This is a genomic window from Curtobacterium pomorum, assembly GCF_044497295.1.
Taxonomy (GTDB): domain Bacteria; phylum Actinomycetota; class Actinomycetes; order Actinomycetales; family Microbacteriaceae; genus Curtobacterium.
This window is the reverse complement of the sequence record NZ_CP172409.1, coordinates 3,373,175-3,387,821: the sequence shown is the minus strand read 5'-3', so window position 1 is coordinate 3,387,821 and position 14,647 is coordinate 3,373,175. Positions and strand designations below refer to the sequence as shown.

Here is a 14,647-nt window from a genome sequence, read left to right as displayed (position 1 = left end):
GCCCCCCGACGACGATCATGCCGTGCCGGAACGTCAGGTGTGTCGCTTACGCTGGCTGTGTCATGACTGCCTCGATGAACCGTCGCGCCCTCCTGTCCCTCGCCGGTGTCGCCGGGATCGGGCTCGCGGTCGCCGCGTGCTCGTCCGGCAGCGACGATGCCGGCAAGAAGAACGGCAGCAGCGGCAAGAACGACAACGCCGAGGACGGCAACGCCGGCACGAGCACGACCACCCCGAAGCCCGTCGCGAAGTCCCTGACCCCGGCGCAGGTCCCGCTCGCCGGCGGCGTCACCGTCACCGTCGCGGGAACCGGTCTCGCCGCGGTCAAGGGCGTCACCGTCGGCGGTGTCGCCGCTCGTGACGTCACGGCCACGGCGTCGAAGGTCACCTTCACGGCCCCGCACCAGGCGATGTACACCGCGGGTGACGCCGACGTCGCGCTCTTCACCGAGTCGATCGAGCCGAGCCCGTCGGCCAACCAGTCGTCGGACGGCAACGGCAGTGCCGCGAACGACGGGCAGACTGGTGCGACGCAGGACTCGGCCACGGCGACGCCCGCACCCACGGCCGCCCCGGTGCCCGACCCGTCCACCGCTGTCGCGACGTCGTCGGTGGCCTACGCCGCGCTGACCGACGTCGACCGGCAGCTCCAGTACGCGATGGCGCACTGGAAGGACTACAACCTGTCCGAGTACGGCACCATGAACCCGATCGGCGGTGACTGTGCGAACTACGTCAGCCAGACGCTCATCGCCCGCGGCTGGGAGCAGCGGTCCGACTGGTACAACCGGGCCGCCGGTGCCGAGCACAGCGCCACGTGGACGTACTGCCCGACGATGGACCCGTGGCTCGAGACGAACGCCGCGGAGTTCGGGCTGACGCGTCGGAGCTCGGACGAGCGCGACAAGGTCAAGGTCGGCGACATCGTCTTCTACGACTGGAACGCGAACGGGTCGCCGGACCACACCACCATCGTGTCCGAGGTCTTCACCGAGTCCGACGGCACCATCCGCATCAAGTCGGCGAGCCACAACCAGGACGGCCCGTACCGCGACCTCGACGAGATGATCACGGTGCAGCACCCGGGCGGGACGGCCTGGTTCCACACCTTCGACGCGTAGCCCGAGGGCCCCGCGCCGTGCTCACGAACACCCCGAGCAGCTCAGGAACCACCCGAGCAGCTCAGGGGTACCCGAGGAACCAGAGCAGCACGATCGCGACCGGCTGCAGGCACACCCCGACCACGAGCCACGTCACCGCCCGCCGCCGCGTCCGCACGAACACGTCCGACCCGAGCAACGGCGCCATCGGCATGAGCAGCCGCGGCAACGACTGCTGCGGCAGGAACACCGCCACCAGGTAGAGCCCGTACGACGCCGTGAACGCGAGCACGTCGGTGCCCAGGGCCCGGGTGCTCCTGCGCGAGAAGAACCACACCGCGCCGACGAGCACCGCGATGACCAGCACGATGCCGAGCGGCCCGAGCCAGGTCGAGGCCATCGTGAACCACGGCGTCAGCGGGGCGAAGTGCCGTCGCCCGACGAACCCCACCCACCACGACAGCTCGGTGTCCAGGTAGGCGTTCGGCCGCCCGGTCACCGCCGAGGCGATCACCGGCCACGCGAGTCCCGCTGCCGCGACGACGAGTCCGGAGGCCACGATCGCGATGCGGTCACGCCACGGGAACACCTCGGCGGGTCGCGCGGACCGTCGGGACTCCACCCACCGCACGACCAGGTGCACGGCCAGCGCCACCGCGAGCGCGAGGACTCCGGGCTTGGTGAACGCCGCGACGACCCCGAGCGGCGCGATCAGCCAGTACCGCCGTCGCACCAGGGCCAGCAGTGCCCCGAACAGCAGCACGAGCAGCAGGCTCTCGGCGTACGCGACCTGCAGCAGGAACCCGGTCGGCGCGAACGCGAAGAGCGCGGTCGCCCAGCGTGCACGGTGCGAGCAGCCCACCGCGAGCACCAGCCGGTACAGCAGCACGCAGGCGCCGGCTCCCGCGATCGTCGCGACGAGCACGCCCGCGACCCAGAACGAGCCTCCGGTGACGGTCATCACGACCCGCACGATCGCGGGGAACACGGGCAGGAACGCCCAAGCGTTTGGCAGCACGTGCCCCGCGTCGTCGACGGGGAGCGTGGCCGGGTAGCCGTGCTCCGCGATGGTCCGGTAGAACGAGGCGTCCCACGACCCGGAGAACGTGAAGAACGACGGGTCCTTCCGGTACGACGCGAACGTCCAGTCGTTCGCGGTCGCCAGCACGAACACCGTGGCGAGCAGCAGCGTGCTCACCACCCGTGATGCCGCCCAGATGAGCAGGGGCGCGGTCCACGCACTGCGGGGCCCGGTCAGCAGGCTGCGCACCCCCGACCGGGAGGCCCGGCTCGTCTCCGCCACGCTCGTCACCCGCCCGATCCTCCCAGACCAGGGCCCGTGCCCGCTCCGGCGGGTGGCCGCGCGCCGGGCCGCGCGCCGATCTGCGTGCATCGTGAGCAGCAATGGTCGGGTCCGTCTGCCGGACCCGACCATTCCTGCTCACGAAGTGCGAGCCTCCCGGTCAGCGACCGGTGACGGCGCGACGGATCTGCTCGATCGGGACCTTCGGGGAGCGGTCGGCGTTGAGCAGACCGTTGGTCTCCTGCATGGTGTCGGTCAGCTGCGTGTAGCAGGAGCCGGCCAGGAACGAGCTCGCCCGGATCGCGTCGTACAGCGCCGTGATGCGGGTGACCCAGTCGTCGCCGTCGCTGGCCGAGGTGTAGCCCCAGCCGTCCTCGCGCTGGACGCCCGGCTGGTAGTTCACGCCGCCGAACTCGGTGAGCATGACGGGCTGGCCCTGGTCCTCGGCACCCCCGACGAGGATGCGGCGATCCGCCGGGCCGATGCCTCCGAGGAGCCGGGTCCGTGCGGTGTCGTCCGCGTAGGTCGCCGCGAGCCGCGGCCCGTCGCCCTCGTAGTCGTGGACCGTGACGATGTCGGAGTTGGTGTGTTCCCACCCGTCGTTCGAGATCACCGGACGCGTCGGGTCGATCGCCCGCGTGACGTCGGCGAGTGCCCGGGCGTAGGCCTGCTGTGCGGGGTCGGTGGCGATGTGCTGCACGCCCCAGCTCTCGTTCGCCGGCACCCAGGTGACGATCGACGGGTGTGAGGCGTCGCGCTCGACGGCGTCCATCCACTCGCGCATCAGGCGCTGGACAGCCCGCGGCGAGAAGGCGTAGGCGCCGGGGGCCTCGCCCCAGACCAGGATGCCGAGCCGGTCCGCCCAGTACAGGAACCGGGGGTCCTCGATCTTCTGGTGGTTGCGGGCGGCGTTGAAGCCGAGCTCCTTGATGAGCTCGACCTCGCGGCGCAGTGCCTCGCGGGACGGTGCGGCGATGTGCGAGTCCGGCCAGTAGCCCTGGTTCAGCACGCTGCGGACGTCGTGGCTGCGGCCGTTCAGCAGGAAGGTGCCGCCGTCGATCCCGACGGTGCGGAGCCCGAAGTAGGACGCGACCGCGTCGATCGGCGTCGCGCCGGCGCGGGGGAGCAGCGAGACCGTGGCGTCGACCAGGCGCGGGGCGTCCGGGGTCCAGTGCAGTTCGTCCTCGGCCTGCCCGTTCGTCTGCCGCGAGATCGGCACGACCACGTCGAACTCGTCCGAGGTGTCGCCGAGCGTGGACTCGACGGTGGCGAGGTGCTCGTCGCGCTCGTCCCACCGGGCGACGACGCGCAGGCGCTCGCCGCCGGTGCGGTCGCCCGCGATCCGGACGGTCAGGCGCACGGTGGCGTGGTCGACGTTGGTCCAGCGCAGGGACTCGATCGAGGCGGTCGGCACGGCCTCGATCCAGACGGTCTGCCAGATGCCGGTGGTGCGGCGGTACCAGATGGCGTGCGGGTCCTCGTGCCAGTCCTGCTTGCCGCGGGGCTGGGTCAGGTCGTGCGGGTCGTCCTCGGCGCGGACGACCAGGGTGTGGACGGCGTCGGGGTCGGAGGCGAGGGCGTCGGTCACGTCGAACGAGAACGGCGTGTGGCCGCCCTCGTGCTCGCCGATGAACTGGCCGTCGATCCAGACGCGGGCGTGGTAGTCGACGGCGCCGAAGTGCAGGACGAGCCGGGGCGCGGCGGTGCCGTGTCCGGCTGCCTCGAGGTCGGCGCGGGTGATCGCACGGGAGTACCAGACCACCGGGTGGAAGCCGGGCTCGTCGATGCCCGAGGCCGCGGACTCGGGCGGGAACGGTACGACGATGTCACGGGCGTCCGGGAACCCGGTGCTCCAGGCGGAGTCGTCGCCGTCGTTCCGGAAGGACCACGTGCCGTCGAGGTCGGCCCAGGCGGCGCGGAGCATCTGCGGCCGGGGGTACGTGCCGTCCTGCCGCGAGGCGAGGGGCAGTGCGGGAGCGGATGCGGTGTCAGGTGCGGCCACGGTGCCGTCGAGCGTGCTCATGGCTCCATGCTCCCGCTCCGGTACATCGTTGTAAAGAGCGTCGCAACGTTTGCCACCCGGCAGAACCGGTGGGTGCCCGGAGCGGTGTCAGGCGATCGCGGCGTCGCGCGTCAGGACCATCACGTCCATGCGTCCCTGCTGCACGACGTCGCCGCGCTGGTTCCGCAGCGAGACCGTCCGCTCGACGATGCCGGTCTTCCCGGAGCTCGTCAGGCGTGTCGACAGGATCTCGACCTCGCAGGTCACGGTGTCCCCGATGAACACCGGCGCGGTGAACCGCCACTGGTCGATCCCGAGCAGTGCCACGGCCGACCCCTCGAACACCCCGGTCCGTGCGATCAGCCCCAGGCAGAGCGAGGTGCCGAGCAGCCCGTGCACGATCCGCTGCCCGTACCGGGTCTTGCCGGCGAACTCCACGTCGGTGTGCACCTGGTTGTTGTCGTTCGTCCACGAGGCGAACGACACGACGTCCGCCTCGGTGATCGTGCGACCCGGGGTCGTGAAGGTCTGTCCGGTGGCGAGGTCCTCGAGGTAGTGGGGCACGCCTGCGATTCTCGCAGAGCAGCCCGACGAGCAGCCCGACGAGCAGCCCGACGAGCCGCGCACCGAGCATCACGCCCGGCCTCGCTCACAGCAGGGCGAGCACCTTCCTCGAGCGTCGCAGCCCGCGCTCGAGCACCGCGTGCTCCGCCGTCGCCAGCGCCCCGTACCCGAAGGTGTCGGCGCCGTCCCGAGCAGCGGGACCGGACAGCCGACGGTAGGCATTTGCCGCGTGGGCGGCGTCGAGGGCGTCGCCGAGCGTCTCCTGCACCCGCCGCAGCCGACCGAGCCGCCGCTTCCCCAGGTCGGCGACGTCACCGGCTGCCTGCAGCGCGTACCGCAGGCGCCGTGCCGCCTTCCGGATCTCGTGCAGGGCGTCGAGGTCGTCCGATCCGCCGTCGACCAGCCGCCGGACCCGGGCGCGCTCGCGGTCGATGCGCTTCGCGACGAAGGCGGCGGCGTCGTCCTGGGCGTGCGGTCCGGCCGGGGCGCGGAGCAGGATCTGGTCCAGCGCATCGAGCGCGCGGAACCAGTCGTCGGAACGCAGGACCTGGCGGAGTTCCGCTGCGGCCGCGCTCCGGAGTGCCGCCGCGCGCTCGCCGATCCGGTCCAGCGTCGGCGCGTCGACGAACCCGTCGGGAGCCCGCGCTGCCGACCGGAACAGGCCGCCGTGCAGGACCTCGGCGTCGCGGGCGGCACCGGCGACCCGTCCGACCTGGGCGAGGGCGGCCCGCAGCGCTTCGGTCGCGTCGCGGTCGAGCGCTCCGCGGTACGCCGCGAGCACGCTCCGCAGTCGACGGACCACCTTGCGGAAGTCGTGCACGGACTCGTGCTCGTCGGCACGGACCCGCGGGTCGACCGCGACGAGGTCGGTGCGCAGCGACTCGAGCACCCGCAGCACGAACGCCGCGGCGGTGCCCGAACGTGGTCGCTTCGCCCGGTTGCCGCGCCGCTCCGGTGTGAGCACGGGAGTCGGCGGGACCGCGACGGCCGAGGTCGACGGTGGCTCGGTGGCCGCGTCGTCCAGGGCCCGCTCCGCCGCCCGTGCGGTGGCGCCGTCCCGCCCGTCGTCCGACAGTGCCCACCACCGCGCGGACCGCAGCACGGTGGTGTCCGGGTCGCCTTCGTCCACCCGGACGTCGGCGATCTCGGCCCGGACCCGGCCGTCCTTGCCGCGCAGGGTGACGAGGGTCGTCGTGGTGTCCCGGAGGCGGACCGTCCCCACCGCCCGCCCGCGCAGGAACACCTCGACCGCATCGCGCGGGGGCTGCTCGTCATCGGGGAAGTCGAGGTCCGGGCACAGCGGCTCCGGACCCTCGCCGCGGTCGAGGCTCCACGAACCGTCGAGCGCACGGGTGAGCGTCACCCCTTCGCCCGCGAGCACGCGCTCCTCGGTGTCCCAGAGGGTCTCGCGGAGCGTCACGGCCTCGTGCCGTTCGACGGCCGACGCGAGGGGCTCGAGCGCGGGCAGTCGGCGGTCGTCGGGGATCCGCCAGCTCCGGCGGGGGTCGGTGCGGGCGGTGTCGGGGGCGGGGTGCTGGCTCGGCATGTCCGCAAGTGTCGTCCGCCGGCGCCCGTGCGGTCCGAGCGCGGGCGCGTTCTGTGGACGGGTGGCCCAGAACCGCGAGCTGTGCAGGGATGAGGAACGGACTCGGCACCTCGCCAGCACTCGGCGCGTACGGTCCGCAGCATGAGCGACGGAGCCCGCCACCCCAGCGACACCGCACCCGACACCCGCGACACCGCACCCGACCCCGGCGACACCGCCCCCAGCGACCACGACCTCGAGTCCTGGATCGCCGACCGCCGGTGGTACGCGTCGAAGGGGTCCGTGCCGCGCCTCCGCACCCTCTCCACCGCCGACGGCACCCGACTCGTCCTCGACGAAGCCCCCGCAGCACCCGCGGCTCCGGTCCTCTACCAGTCACCCGTGACCAGCGGCCCCGACGGCACCATCGCCGACGCCACCACCGACCACGCGTGGATCACGGCGCTCGCCGCACGCATCGACGCTGACCCGCAGAGCCTGCGCTCCATCGGCCGGGTCACCGGTGCGCGCGTCCTGACCGGCGAGCAGTCCAACACCTCGGTCATCTGCGACACCGAGTCCGGTGCCCGGGTCATCATCAAGGTGTTCCGCGTCCTGCACCACGGCGACAACCCCGATGTCACGACGCAGCTCGCGTTGTCCGCAGCCGGCAGTGCACGCGTCCCCCTGGTCTACGGCGCGTTGCGGGGCAGCTGGCCCGACGTCGGACAGGGCAGCGGCACGGCGACCGGCCACCTCGCGTTCGCGCAGGAGTTCCTCCCGGGCCTCGAGGACGCCTGGCGCGTGGCGCTCGAGGAAGCACACGCCGGTACACCCTTCGGTGACCGGGCCGAGCAGCTCGGCGCGGCGCTGGCCGACGTCCACCGCACCCTCGCCGAGGCGCTGCCGTCCGAACCCGCCGACGAGGCCCGACGAGACGCAGCGGTCGCGACGATGCACGAGCGGCTCGACACGGCCGCGCGCGAGGCCCCGGCCGTCGCCGAGCACGCGGATGCGATCCGAGCGGTCTACGCCCGTGCCACGGCGACGCCCTGGCCGGACCTTCAGCGCATCCACGGCGACCTGCACCTCGGCCAGGTGCTCGCCGCCCCCGAGCCGCGCGGCTGGGTCTTCCTCGACTTCGAGGGGGAGCCGCTCCGTCCCCTGGCCGAACGCTCGTTGCCGGACGTCACCCTCCGTGACGTCGCCGGCATGCTCCGGTCGTTCGACTACGTCGCCGGAGCGTTGGCGCACGACGCGGAACCGGTCGACGCCGCAGCGTGGGCGGACGAGGCCCGGGTGCGGTTCCTCGCCGGCTACCAGCGGGGGACCGGCGCGGACCTCAGCGCCCACCGCGAGCTGCTCGACGCGTTCGAGCTCGACAAGGCCGTCTATGAGGTCGTCTACGAGACCCGGAACCGACCCGACTGGGTCGGCATCCCGCTCGCGGCCGTCACGCGCCTGGTCGGCCGCGGCGCGTCCTGACCCACGCACCCCCGAGACGGACGGGAGGCCCGTGGCGATCCCGCCACGGGCCTCCCGTCCGACGCCCTGACGGACATGGCCCGTCGCGCGTCAGCTGCCAGCCGTCAGTTGACGGGGCCGGTGTACTTCTCGCCCGGGCCGGCGCCCGGCGCGTCCGGGATCGCCGACGCCTCGCGGAACGCGAGCTGCACCGAACGCAGGCCGTCGCGCAGCGGACGGGCGTGGTGGTCGCCGATCTCGGTCGCCGCAGCGGTGACCAGGCCGGCCAGCGCGGTGAGGAGCTTGCGTGCCTCGTCGAGGTCGGTCTGCTCCTGCGGGTCGTCGGCCAGGCCGACCTTCACGGCCGCCGCGCTGAGCAGGTGCACGGCCACGGTGTTGATGAGTTCGACGGCCGGCACCTCCGAGATGTCCCTGGCGGCGTCGATGCCGCTGCCGTCGTCGTCGATCGGGGTGTCGGTCACGGTGCTCCTCTGCTAGACTCGCTCGCGGCAGATGCTGTCCGTGTGCCACCAGGTTCTCCTGGATCGCTCGGACGGTGTCACGAAAGAGGAGTCTCTCCCACCCGCGGCCGCGTTCCACCAGGCTACCGGGTCACCACCGCTCCGCGAGTGCACCGCAACTGGGTGCACACGTCGGTCGGGTCCACGGATCCGACGCAGGGCGGCTGCCGAACGGGTTCCGATCCGTGCGTCAGATCTCCTCTCTCGTGCTGTCGTCCAGGGCATACGTCCCGGACGACCACCACCTGATTGAAGGAGCTCCGCATCACCGATCCCCGTACCAACGACCGAATCCGCGTTCCCGAAGTCCGACTCGTCGGCCCGCAGGGTGAGCAGGTCGGCGTTGTCCCGATCGCCATGGCACTGCGCCTCGCGCAGGAAGCCGAACTGGATCTGGTCGAGGTCGCGCCGAACTCGAAGCCGCCCGTGGCCAAGATCATGGACTACGGCAAGTTCAAGTACGAGGCCGCTCAGAAGGCCAAGGAAGCCCGTCGCAACCAGGTGAACACGGACCTGAAAGAGGTCCGTTTCCGTCTGAAGATCGACGTGCACGACTACGAGACGAAGCGCAAGCGCGCCGAGGGGTTCCTCCTCGGTGGCGACAAGGTGAAGGCGATGATCCTCTTCCGTGGCCGCGAGCAGTCGCGTCCGGAGCAGGGTGTCCGTCTCCTCCACAAGTTCGCGGAGGAGATCGCCGAGTTCGGCGTCGTCGAGTCCCGTCCGACCCAGGACGGCCGCAACATGACGATGATCATCGCCCCCCTCAAGAACAAGTCCGACGTCAAGGGCGAGCAGAACGCGAAGCGCGCTGCACAGAAGGCCGAGCGTCGTGCGTCCGAGCACGCAGCGAAGGACCAGCCGGCCGAGGCGCCGGCGGCGGACGCCGCACCCGAGCAGGCCTCCGTGCCTGCCGACAGCGACAGCCCCGCCGAGTAGGTCACCCCGACCGACCCCGCAACGACGCGGCCCCCATCCATCCCACGGAAAGGCACCACCATGCCCAAGCAGAAGACCCACTCCGGGTCGAAGAAGCGCTTCAAGATCACCGGTACCGGCAAGGTCATGAAGCAGCAGGCCGGTATGCGTCACAACCTCGAGGTCAAGAGCTCCAAGCGCAAGGCCCGCCTGAACGAGGACCAGGTCCTCTCCAAGGCAGACGCGAAGAACGTCAAGAAGCTCCTCGGCCACTGAGCCCCCGGATCGTAAAGGAATAGTGCAATGGCACGAGTAAAGAGAGCGGTCAACGCCGCCAAGAAGCGCCGCGTCATCCTCGAGCGCGCCGAGGGCTACCGCGGCCAGCGTTCGCGTCTGTACCGCAAGGCCAAGGAGCAGGTCACCCACTCCCTCGTCTACGCGTACCGCGACCGTCACGCGAAGAAGGGCGAGTTCCGTCGCCTGTGGATCCAGCGCATCAACGCTGCGTCCCGTGCGAACGGCCTCACCTACAACCGTCTGATCCAGGGTCTGGGTCTGGCCGGTGTCGAGGTCGACCGTCGCATCCTCGCCGACCTCGCGGTGAACAACCCCGAGACCTTCACCGCGCTCGTCGAGACCGCGAAGAAGGCCCTCCCGGCCGACACCTCGGCTCCGAAGGCTGCGTAGTCAGTTCTTCTGCTCGCGAAACCCCCGCCGCACGGCGGGGGTTTCGTCGTTCCTAGACTTGGGTCGTGAGCGATCTCCTCGAGAACCCCCGTGCCGGACGCGTGAAGGCCGTCGCGGCCCTGTCGAAGAAGGACGTCCGTGCCGAAACGGGCTTGTTCCTGCTGGAAGGGCCGCAGGCGGTGCGTGAAGCACTCGAGTACGCCCCGGAGCTCCTGCGCGAGCTCTACGTGACGCCGACGGCCGCAGCCCGCTACGGGCTCGACGACGCGCCGGTCGACACATGGTTCGTGACGGAGCAGGTGCTCGACGCGATGGCGGACACCGTGACGCCCCAGGGCGTCGTCGCCGTCTGTCAGCAGTTCCCGACGTCGGTGAAGGACGTCTTCCCCGACCGTCGCGTCGGTGACGCAGCTGCTGCCGTCGACCTGGAGGCCCGTGGGGACGCCGACGAGCCGGCCACGTTGCCGGGGTTGGTCGCCATCCTCGAAGAGGTGCGGGACCCGGGGAACGCCGGCACGATCATCCGCGCCGCCGACTCCGCCGGCGCCGACGCGGTGGTCCTCACCGGGCGGTCGGTGGACCCGTACAACCCGAAGGTCGTCCGTTCGACCACGGGCTCGCTGTTCCACGTGCCGGTGTCGGTGGGCGTGACCCTGGCCGACACGATCGCGCGGGCGAAGGCGCTCGGGTACACGGTGCTCGCGGCCGACGTGTCGGGAGACGACCTGCCGGTGGTCCGGGCCGAGGGCATGCTCGACGGCCCGACCGCGTGGGTGTTCGGCAACGAGGCCCGCGGGCTCACCACCGAGGACCTCGCGCTCGTCGACCGTGCGGTGAAGGTGCCGATCTACGGCCAGGCGGAGTCGATGAACCTGGCGACGGCTGCCTCGGTCTGCCTGTACGAGTCGGCGTTCGCGCTCCGGAGCTGACCCCTCCTCTCCACAGTCCGACCGGTGCAGGCGGGTGGTATCCCGTCGGCCGGTAGGCTTGGGTCTCGTGTCAGAACCTCTCGAGATCAGCGAATCGGCCGTCGCCGACGCCGTGGACGCAGCACTCGCCGCCGTCCGCGCCACGACGACGGTCGCCGAACTGAAGCAGGCCAGGGCCGAGCACACCGGTGAGCAGTCGCCGCTGGCTCGGATGAACGCGTCGATGCGCAGTGTGCCGCCGGAGCAGAAGGCCGCCGCCGGCAAGCTCGTCGGCCAGGCCCGCGGCCGGCTGAACGCGGCGATCGCGGAGCAGGAGTCGGTCCTCGCCGTGGCGGAGGAGCGCGCGCGGCTCGAGGCCGAGCGCGTCGACGTCACCGCGTTGCCGACGCACCGCCCGACCGGCTCGCGCCACCCGCTCTCGCTCCTCAACGAAGCCGTCGCGGACATCTTCGTCGGCATGGGGTGGGAAGTGGCAGAAGGCCCCGAGCTCGAGCACGAGTGGTTCAACTTCGACGCCCTGAACTTCGACCAGGACCACCCGGCCCGGGCCATGGCGGACACGATCTTCGTCGAGCCCGTCGACCGGCACCTCGTCATGCGCACCCACACGTCGCCCGTGCAGGTGCGGTCGCTGCTGTCCCGCGACCTCCCGCTCTACGTCATCGCCCCGGGCCGTGTGTACCGCGCCGACGAGCTCGACGCCACGCACCTGCCGGTCTTCACCCAGGTCGAGGGCATCGCGATCGACAAGGGCCTGACGATGGCGCACCTGCGCGGCACGCTCGAGCACTTCGCCCGCCAGGTCTTCGGCGCCGAGGCCCAGATCCGCCTGCGCCCGAACTACTTCCCGTTCACCGAGCCCAGCGCCGAGATGGACGTCTGGCAGCCGAACGCCAAGGGCGGCGCCCGGTGGGTCGAGTGGGGTGGCTGCGGCATGGTCAACCCCAACGTCCTGCGTGCCGCCGGGATCGACCCGGACGAGTACCAGGGCTTCGCCTTCGGCATGGGCATCGAGCGGACGCTGCAGTTCCGCAACGGCCTGAACGACATGCGTGACTTCCTCGAGGGCGACATCCGCTTCTCGCAGCAGTTCGGAACGGTGGTCTGATGCGCGTCCCACTCCGTTGGCTCGGCGAGTCCGTCGACCTCCCCGAGGACGTCACCCTCGAGCACGTCCACGCGGCGCTCGTGTCGGTCGGCTTCGAGGAAGAAGACGTCCACACCTTCGACCTGACCGGCCCCGTCGTGGTCGGCCGGGTGCTCGAACGCGTCCCCGAGCCGCAGAAGAACGGCAAGACCATCAACTGGTGCCAGGTGGACGTCGGTGAGCCCGAGCCGCGCGGCATCGTCTGCGGCGCGCACAACTTCGACGTGGGCGACCTCGTCGTCGTCACGCTGCCCGGCGCCGTGCTGCCCGGCCCGTTCCCGATCGCGGCCCGCAAGACGTACGGCCACGTCTCCGACGGCATGATCGCCTCGGCACGTGAGCTCGGTCTCGGCGACGAGCACGAGGGCATCCTCCGCTTCGCGGACCTCGGCATGGAGCCGACCGTGGGCGAGGACGCCATCGCACTCCTCGGCCTCGACGACGCCGCGGTCGAGATCAACGTCACGCCGGACCGCGGGTACGTGCTGAGCATGCGCGGTGTCGCGCGCGAGTACGCCCACGCCACCGGGGCGAGCTTCCACGACCCCGCCGACCGCGTCGCCCCCCGCACGGCCGAGGGCTTCTCGGTGACGATCGACGACCAGGCCCCGATCCGGGGTCGCGTCGGCGCGAGCACGTTCGTCACCCGGGTCGTCCGCGGCATCGACCCCGCGGCGAAGACACCCGCCTGGATGGTGTCCCGCCTCGCCCTGGCAGGCGTCCGCTCGATCTCATTGCCCGTCGACATCACGAACTACGTCATGTTCGAACTCGGCCAGCCGCTGCACGGGTACGACCTGTCGACCGTGCGTGGTGGCCTGGGCGTCCGTCGTGCGACTGCGGGCGAGACGCTCGAGACCCTCGACGGCGCCGTGCGGAAGCTCGACCCCGAGGACCTCGTCATCACCGACGACGACGGTCCCGTCGGACTCGCCGGCGTGATGGGCGGTGCGCGGACCGAGATCTCGGCGAGCACGACCGACGTCCTGATCGAGGCCGCCGGGTTCGACCAGGTCTCGATCGCGCGGACCGCTCGCCGGCACAAGCTGCCGAGCGAAGCCTCCCGTCGCTTCGAGCGCGGCGTCGACCCGCTCGTGGCCGAGGCCGCTGCGAACCGCGCCGTCGAGCTCCTCGTCGAGCTGGCGGGTGGGACGGCCGACGCCCTCGGATCGACCCTCGTCGACACCGAGCCCCGCGCGACGGTCAGCATGCGGACCACTCGTCCGGCCGAGCTCATCGGTGTGGACTACACCGACACCGAGGTCGTCGACACCCTCCGCGCGATCGGCGCCACGGTGCAGGCCGACGGCGAGCAGCTCGCCGTCACGCCGCCGACCTGGCGCCCCGACCTCACCGACGACACCACGTTGGTCGAGGAGGTCGCGCGGATCGTCGGGTACGACCGCATCCCGAGCGTGCTGCCCGTCGCCCCGCCCGGACGCGGACTCACCCCGCACCAGCAGGCGCGACGTCGGGTCTCCGCGGCCCTCGCGGCGGCGGGCCTGGTCGAAGCGGTGACGGCACCGTTCGTCTCCGCGGCGACCCAGGACGCCTACCCGGGGATCGACCCGGACGGCGGCCCGAGCGTCGTGCTCGCGAACGCCCTCGACAGCGAGCAGAACCTGCTCCGCCGCAGCGGTGTACCGGCCCTCGTCGACGCCGCCCGCCGCAACGTGGCGCGCGGCCTGCTCGACGTGGCGCTCTACGAGACCTCGCGGGTGTTCCTGCCGGCGACGGGCGTGACGCTCGGTACCGACGAGGTCCCGGCCGGTGCCGCGCTGCCCGACCGCGCGACCCTCCAGGCACTCGACGCGTCCCTGCCCGCACAGCCGTTCCACGTGTCCGCACTGCTCACCGGCAACCGAGTCGTCAAGCAGGCCGGCGTCGCCGCCGAGCCGTACGGCATCGCCGACGCGATCGACGCGGCGCGACAGGTCGCGTGGGCCGTCGGCGTCGAACTCCGCGTCGCGCAGACCACCCACCCGTCGCTGCACCCGGGCCGCGCGGCGTCGCTGCTCGTGGGCGACACCGTCGTGGGCGTCGCCGGCGAACTCCTGCCGGAGCTGTCCGCCGCTGCGGTGCTGCCCCGCGTGGTGGCCGTGGTCGAGCTCGACCTCGACGCCATGGTGGCCGCGGCCCCCGACCTCGTCGCGGTCGCGCCGATCGTGTCGTACCCCGCTGCGACGCAGGACCTCTCCCTGGTCGTCGACGCCGGGGTCCCGGCCGGTGACGTGTTGGATGCGGTCCGCTCTGGTGCCGGAGACCTGTTGGAGTATGCTCGGCTCGTGGATGACTACCGGGGCTCCGGCGTGGACGAGGGACAGAAGTCCCTGACGTTCGCCCTGCGCTTCCGTGCCACGGACCGCACGCTGACCGCTGCCGAGGCCACCGAGGCCCGTGACGGCGCAGTCCGACGTGCCGGCGAGCGATTCGGGGCGACCCTGCGCGACTGACCCACGACGGGATCAGCACCGCCCGGGGTCGCCGCCT

Annotated in this window: 13 protein-coding genes; 8 read left to right on the top strand and 5 right to left on the bottom strand. The window is 71.8% G+C overall.

The window, feature by feature from the left end; all coding sequences use genetic code 11:
- Positions 1–62 precede the first annotated feature (62 nt).
- Complete coding sequence (locus ACGH48_RS16180) at positions 63–1,121, top strand: amidase domain-containing protein (protein WP_396289331.1); 1,059 nt, start codon at positions 63–65, stop codon at positions 1,119–1,121.
- 61 nt (positions 1,122–1,182) lie between these two features.
- On the opposite strand, the gene ACGH48_RS16175 is transcribed toward ACGH48_RS16180, so the two are convergent.
- From ACGH48_RS16175 to ACGH48_RS16160, 4 genes are all read right to left on the bottom strand, one after another.
- Positions 1,183–2,412 carry a hypothetical protein gene (locus ACGH48_RS16175; protein ID WP_396289330.1) on the bottom strand — a complete coding sequence of 410 codons (1,230 nt, stop codon included), beginning with the start codon at positions 2,410–2,412 and terminating at the stop codon, positions 1,183–1,185.
- 151 nt (positions 2,413–2,563) lie between these two features.
- The gene (locus ACGH48_RS16170) at positions 2,564–4,426 is read right to left on the bottom strand and encodes a glycoside hydrolase family 2 TIM barrel-domain containing protein (RefSeq protein ID WP_396289329.1); all 1,863 of its coding nucleotides are present in this window, start codon (positions 4,424–4,426) and stop codon (positions 2,564–2,566) included.
- A gap of 87 nt (positions 4,427–4,513) precedes the next feature.
- Complete coding sequence (locus tag ACGH48_RS16165) at positions 4,514–4,969, bottom strand: MaoC/PaaZ C-terminal domain-containing protein (RefSeq protein ID WP_396289328.1); 456 nt, start codon at positions 4,967–4,969, stop codon at positions 4,514–4,516.
- 85 nt (positions 4,970–5,054) lie between these two features.
- Positions 5,055–6,515 (bottom strand): CHAD domain-containing protein, encoded by a 1,461-nt coding sequence (locus ACGH48_RS16160; protein WP_396289327.1) that lies wholly within the window; start codon positions 6,513–6,515, stop codon positions 5,055–5,057.
- A gap of 141 nt (positions 6,516–6,656) precedes the next feature.
- On the opposite strand from ACGH48_RS16160, the gene ACGH48_RS16155 reads away from it, so the two are divergent.
- The gene (locus tag ACGH48_RS16155) at positions 6,657–7,979 is read left to right on the top strand and encodes a phosphotransferase (protein ID WP_396289325.1); all 1,323 of its coding nucleotides are present in this window, start codon (positions 6,657–6,659) and stop codon (positions 7,977–7,979) included.
- 104 nt (positions 7,980–8,083) lie between these two features.
- Here ACGH48_RS16155 and ACGH48_RS16150 read toward each other — a convergent pair whose 3' ends face one another.
- Positions 8,084–8,440 carry a DUF1844 domain-containing protein gene (locus ACGH48_RS16150; RefSeq protein ID WP_396289323.1) on the bottom strand — a complete coding sequence of 119 codons (357 nt, stop codon included), beginning with the start codon at positions 8,438–8,440 and terminating at the stop codon, positions 8,084–8,086.
- Between the two features lie 288 nt (positions 8,441–8,728).
- Here ACGH48_RS16150 and infC point away from each other — a divergent pair, with 288 nt between their 5' ends.
- The 6 genes from infC to pheT all read left to right on the top strand — a co-directional run bounded on the left by infC (position 8,729) and on the right by pheT (position 14,610).
- The gene (infC, locus tag ACGH48_RS16145) at positions 8,729–9,415 is read left to right on the top strand and encodes a translation initiation factor IF-3 (protein ID WP_123312123.1); all 687 of its coding nucleotides are present in this window, start codon (positions 8,729–8,731) and stop codon (positions 9,413–9,415) included.
- A 60-nt stretch (positions 9,416–9,475) separates the two neighbouring features.
- Entirely contained in the window at positions 9,476–9,670 is a 195-nt protein-coding gene (gene rpmI, locus ACGH48_RS16140) for a 50S ribosomal protein L35 (protein WP_111086286.1), read from the top strand.
- Positions 9,671–9,697: 27 nt separating this feature from the next.
- Complete coding sequence (rplT, locus tag ACGH48_RS16135) at positions 9,698–10,081, top strand: 50S ribosomal protein L20 (protein ID WP_111086285.1); 384 nt, start codon at positions 9,698–9,700, stop codon at positions 10,079–10,081.
- Positions 10,082–10,146: 65 nt separating this feature from the next.
- Positions 10,147–11,010 (top strand): RNA methyltransferase, encoded by an 864-nt coding sequence (locus ACGH48_RS16130; RefSeq protein WP_123312124.1) that lies wholly within the window; start codon positions 10,147–10,149, stop codon positions 11,008–11,010.
- A gap of 67 nt (positions 11,011–11,077) precedes the next feature.
- Positions 11,078–12,118: a phenylalanine--tRNA ligase subunit alpha gene (gene pheS, locus ACGH48_RS16125; protein ID WP_111086283.1), complete on the top strand. Its 1,041-nt coding sequence runs from the start codon at positions 11,078–11,080 to the stop codon at positions 12,116–12,118.
- A complete protein-coding gene (pheT, locus tag ACGH48_RS16120) occupies positions 12,118–14,610 on the top strand; it encodes a phenylalanine--tRNA ligase subunit beta (protein ID WP_340195537.1) in 2,493 nt (830 codons plus the stop codon). Before pheS ends, pheT begins: the two co-directional genes overlap by 1 nt.
- Positions 14,611–14,647: the final 37 nt, after the last annotated feature.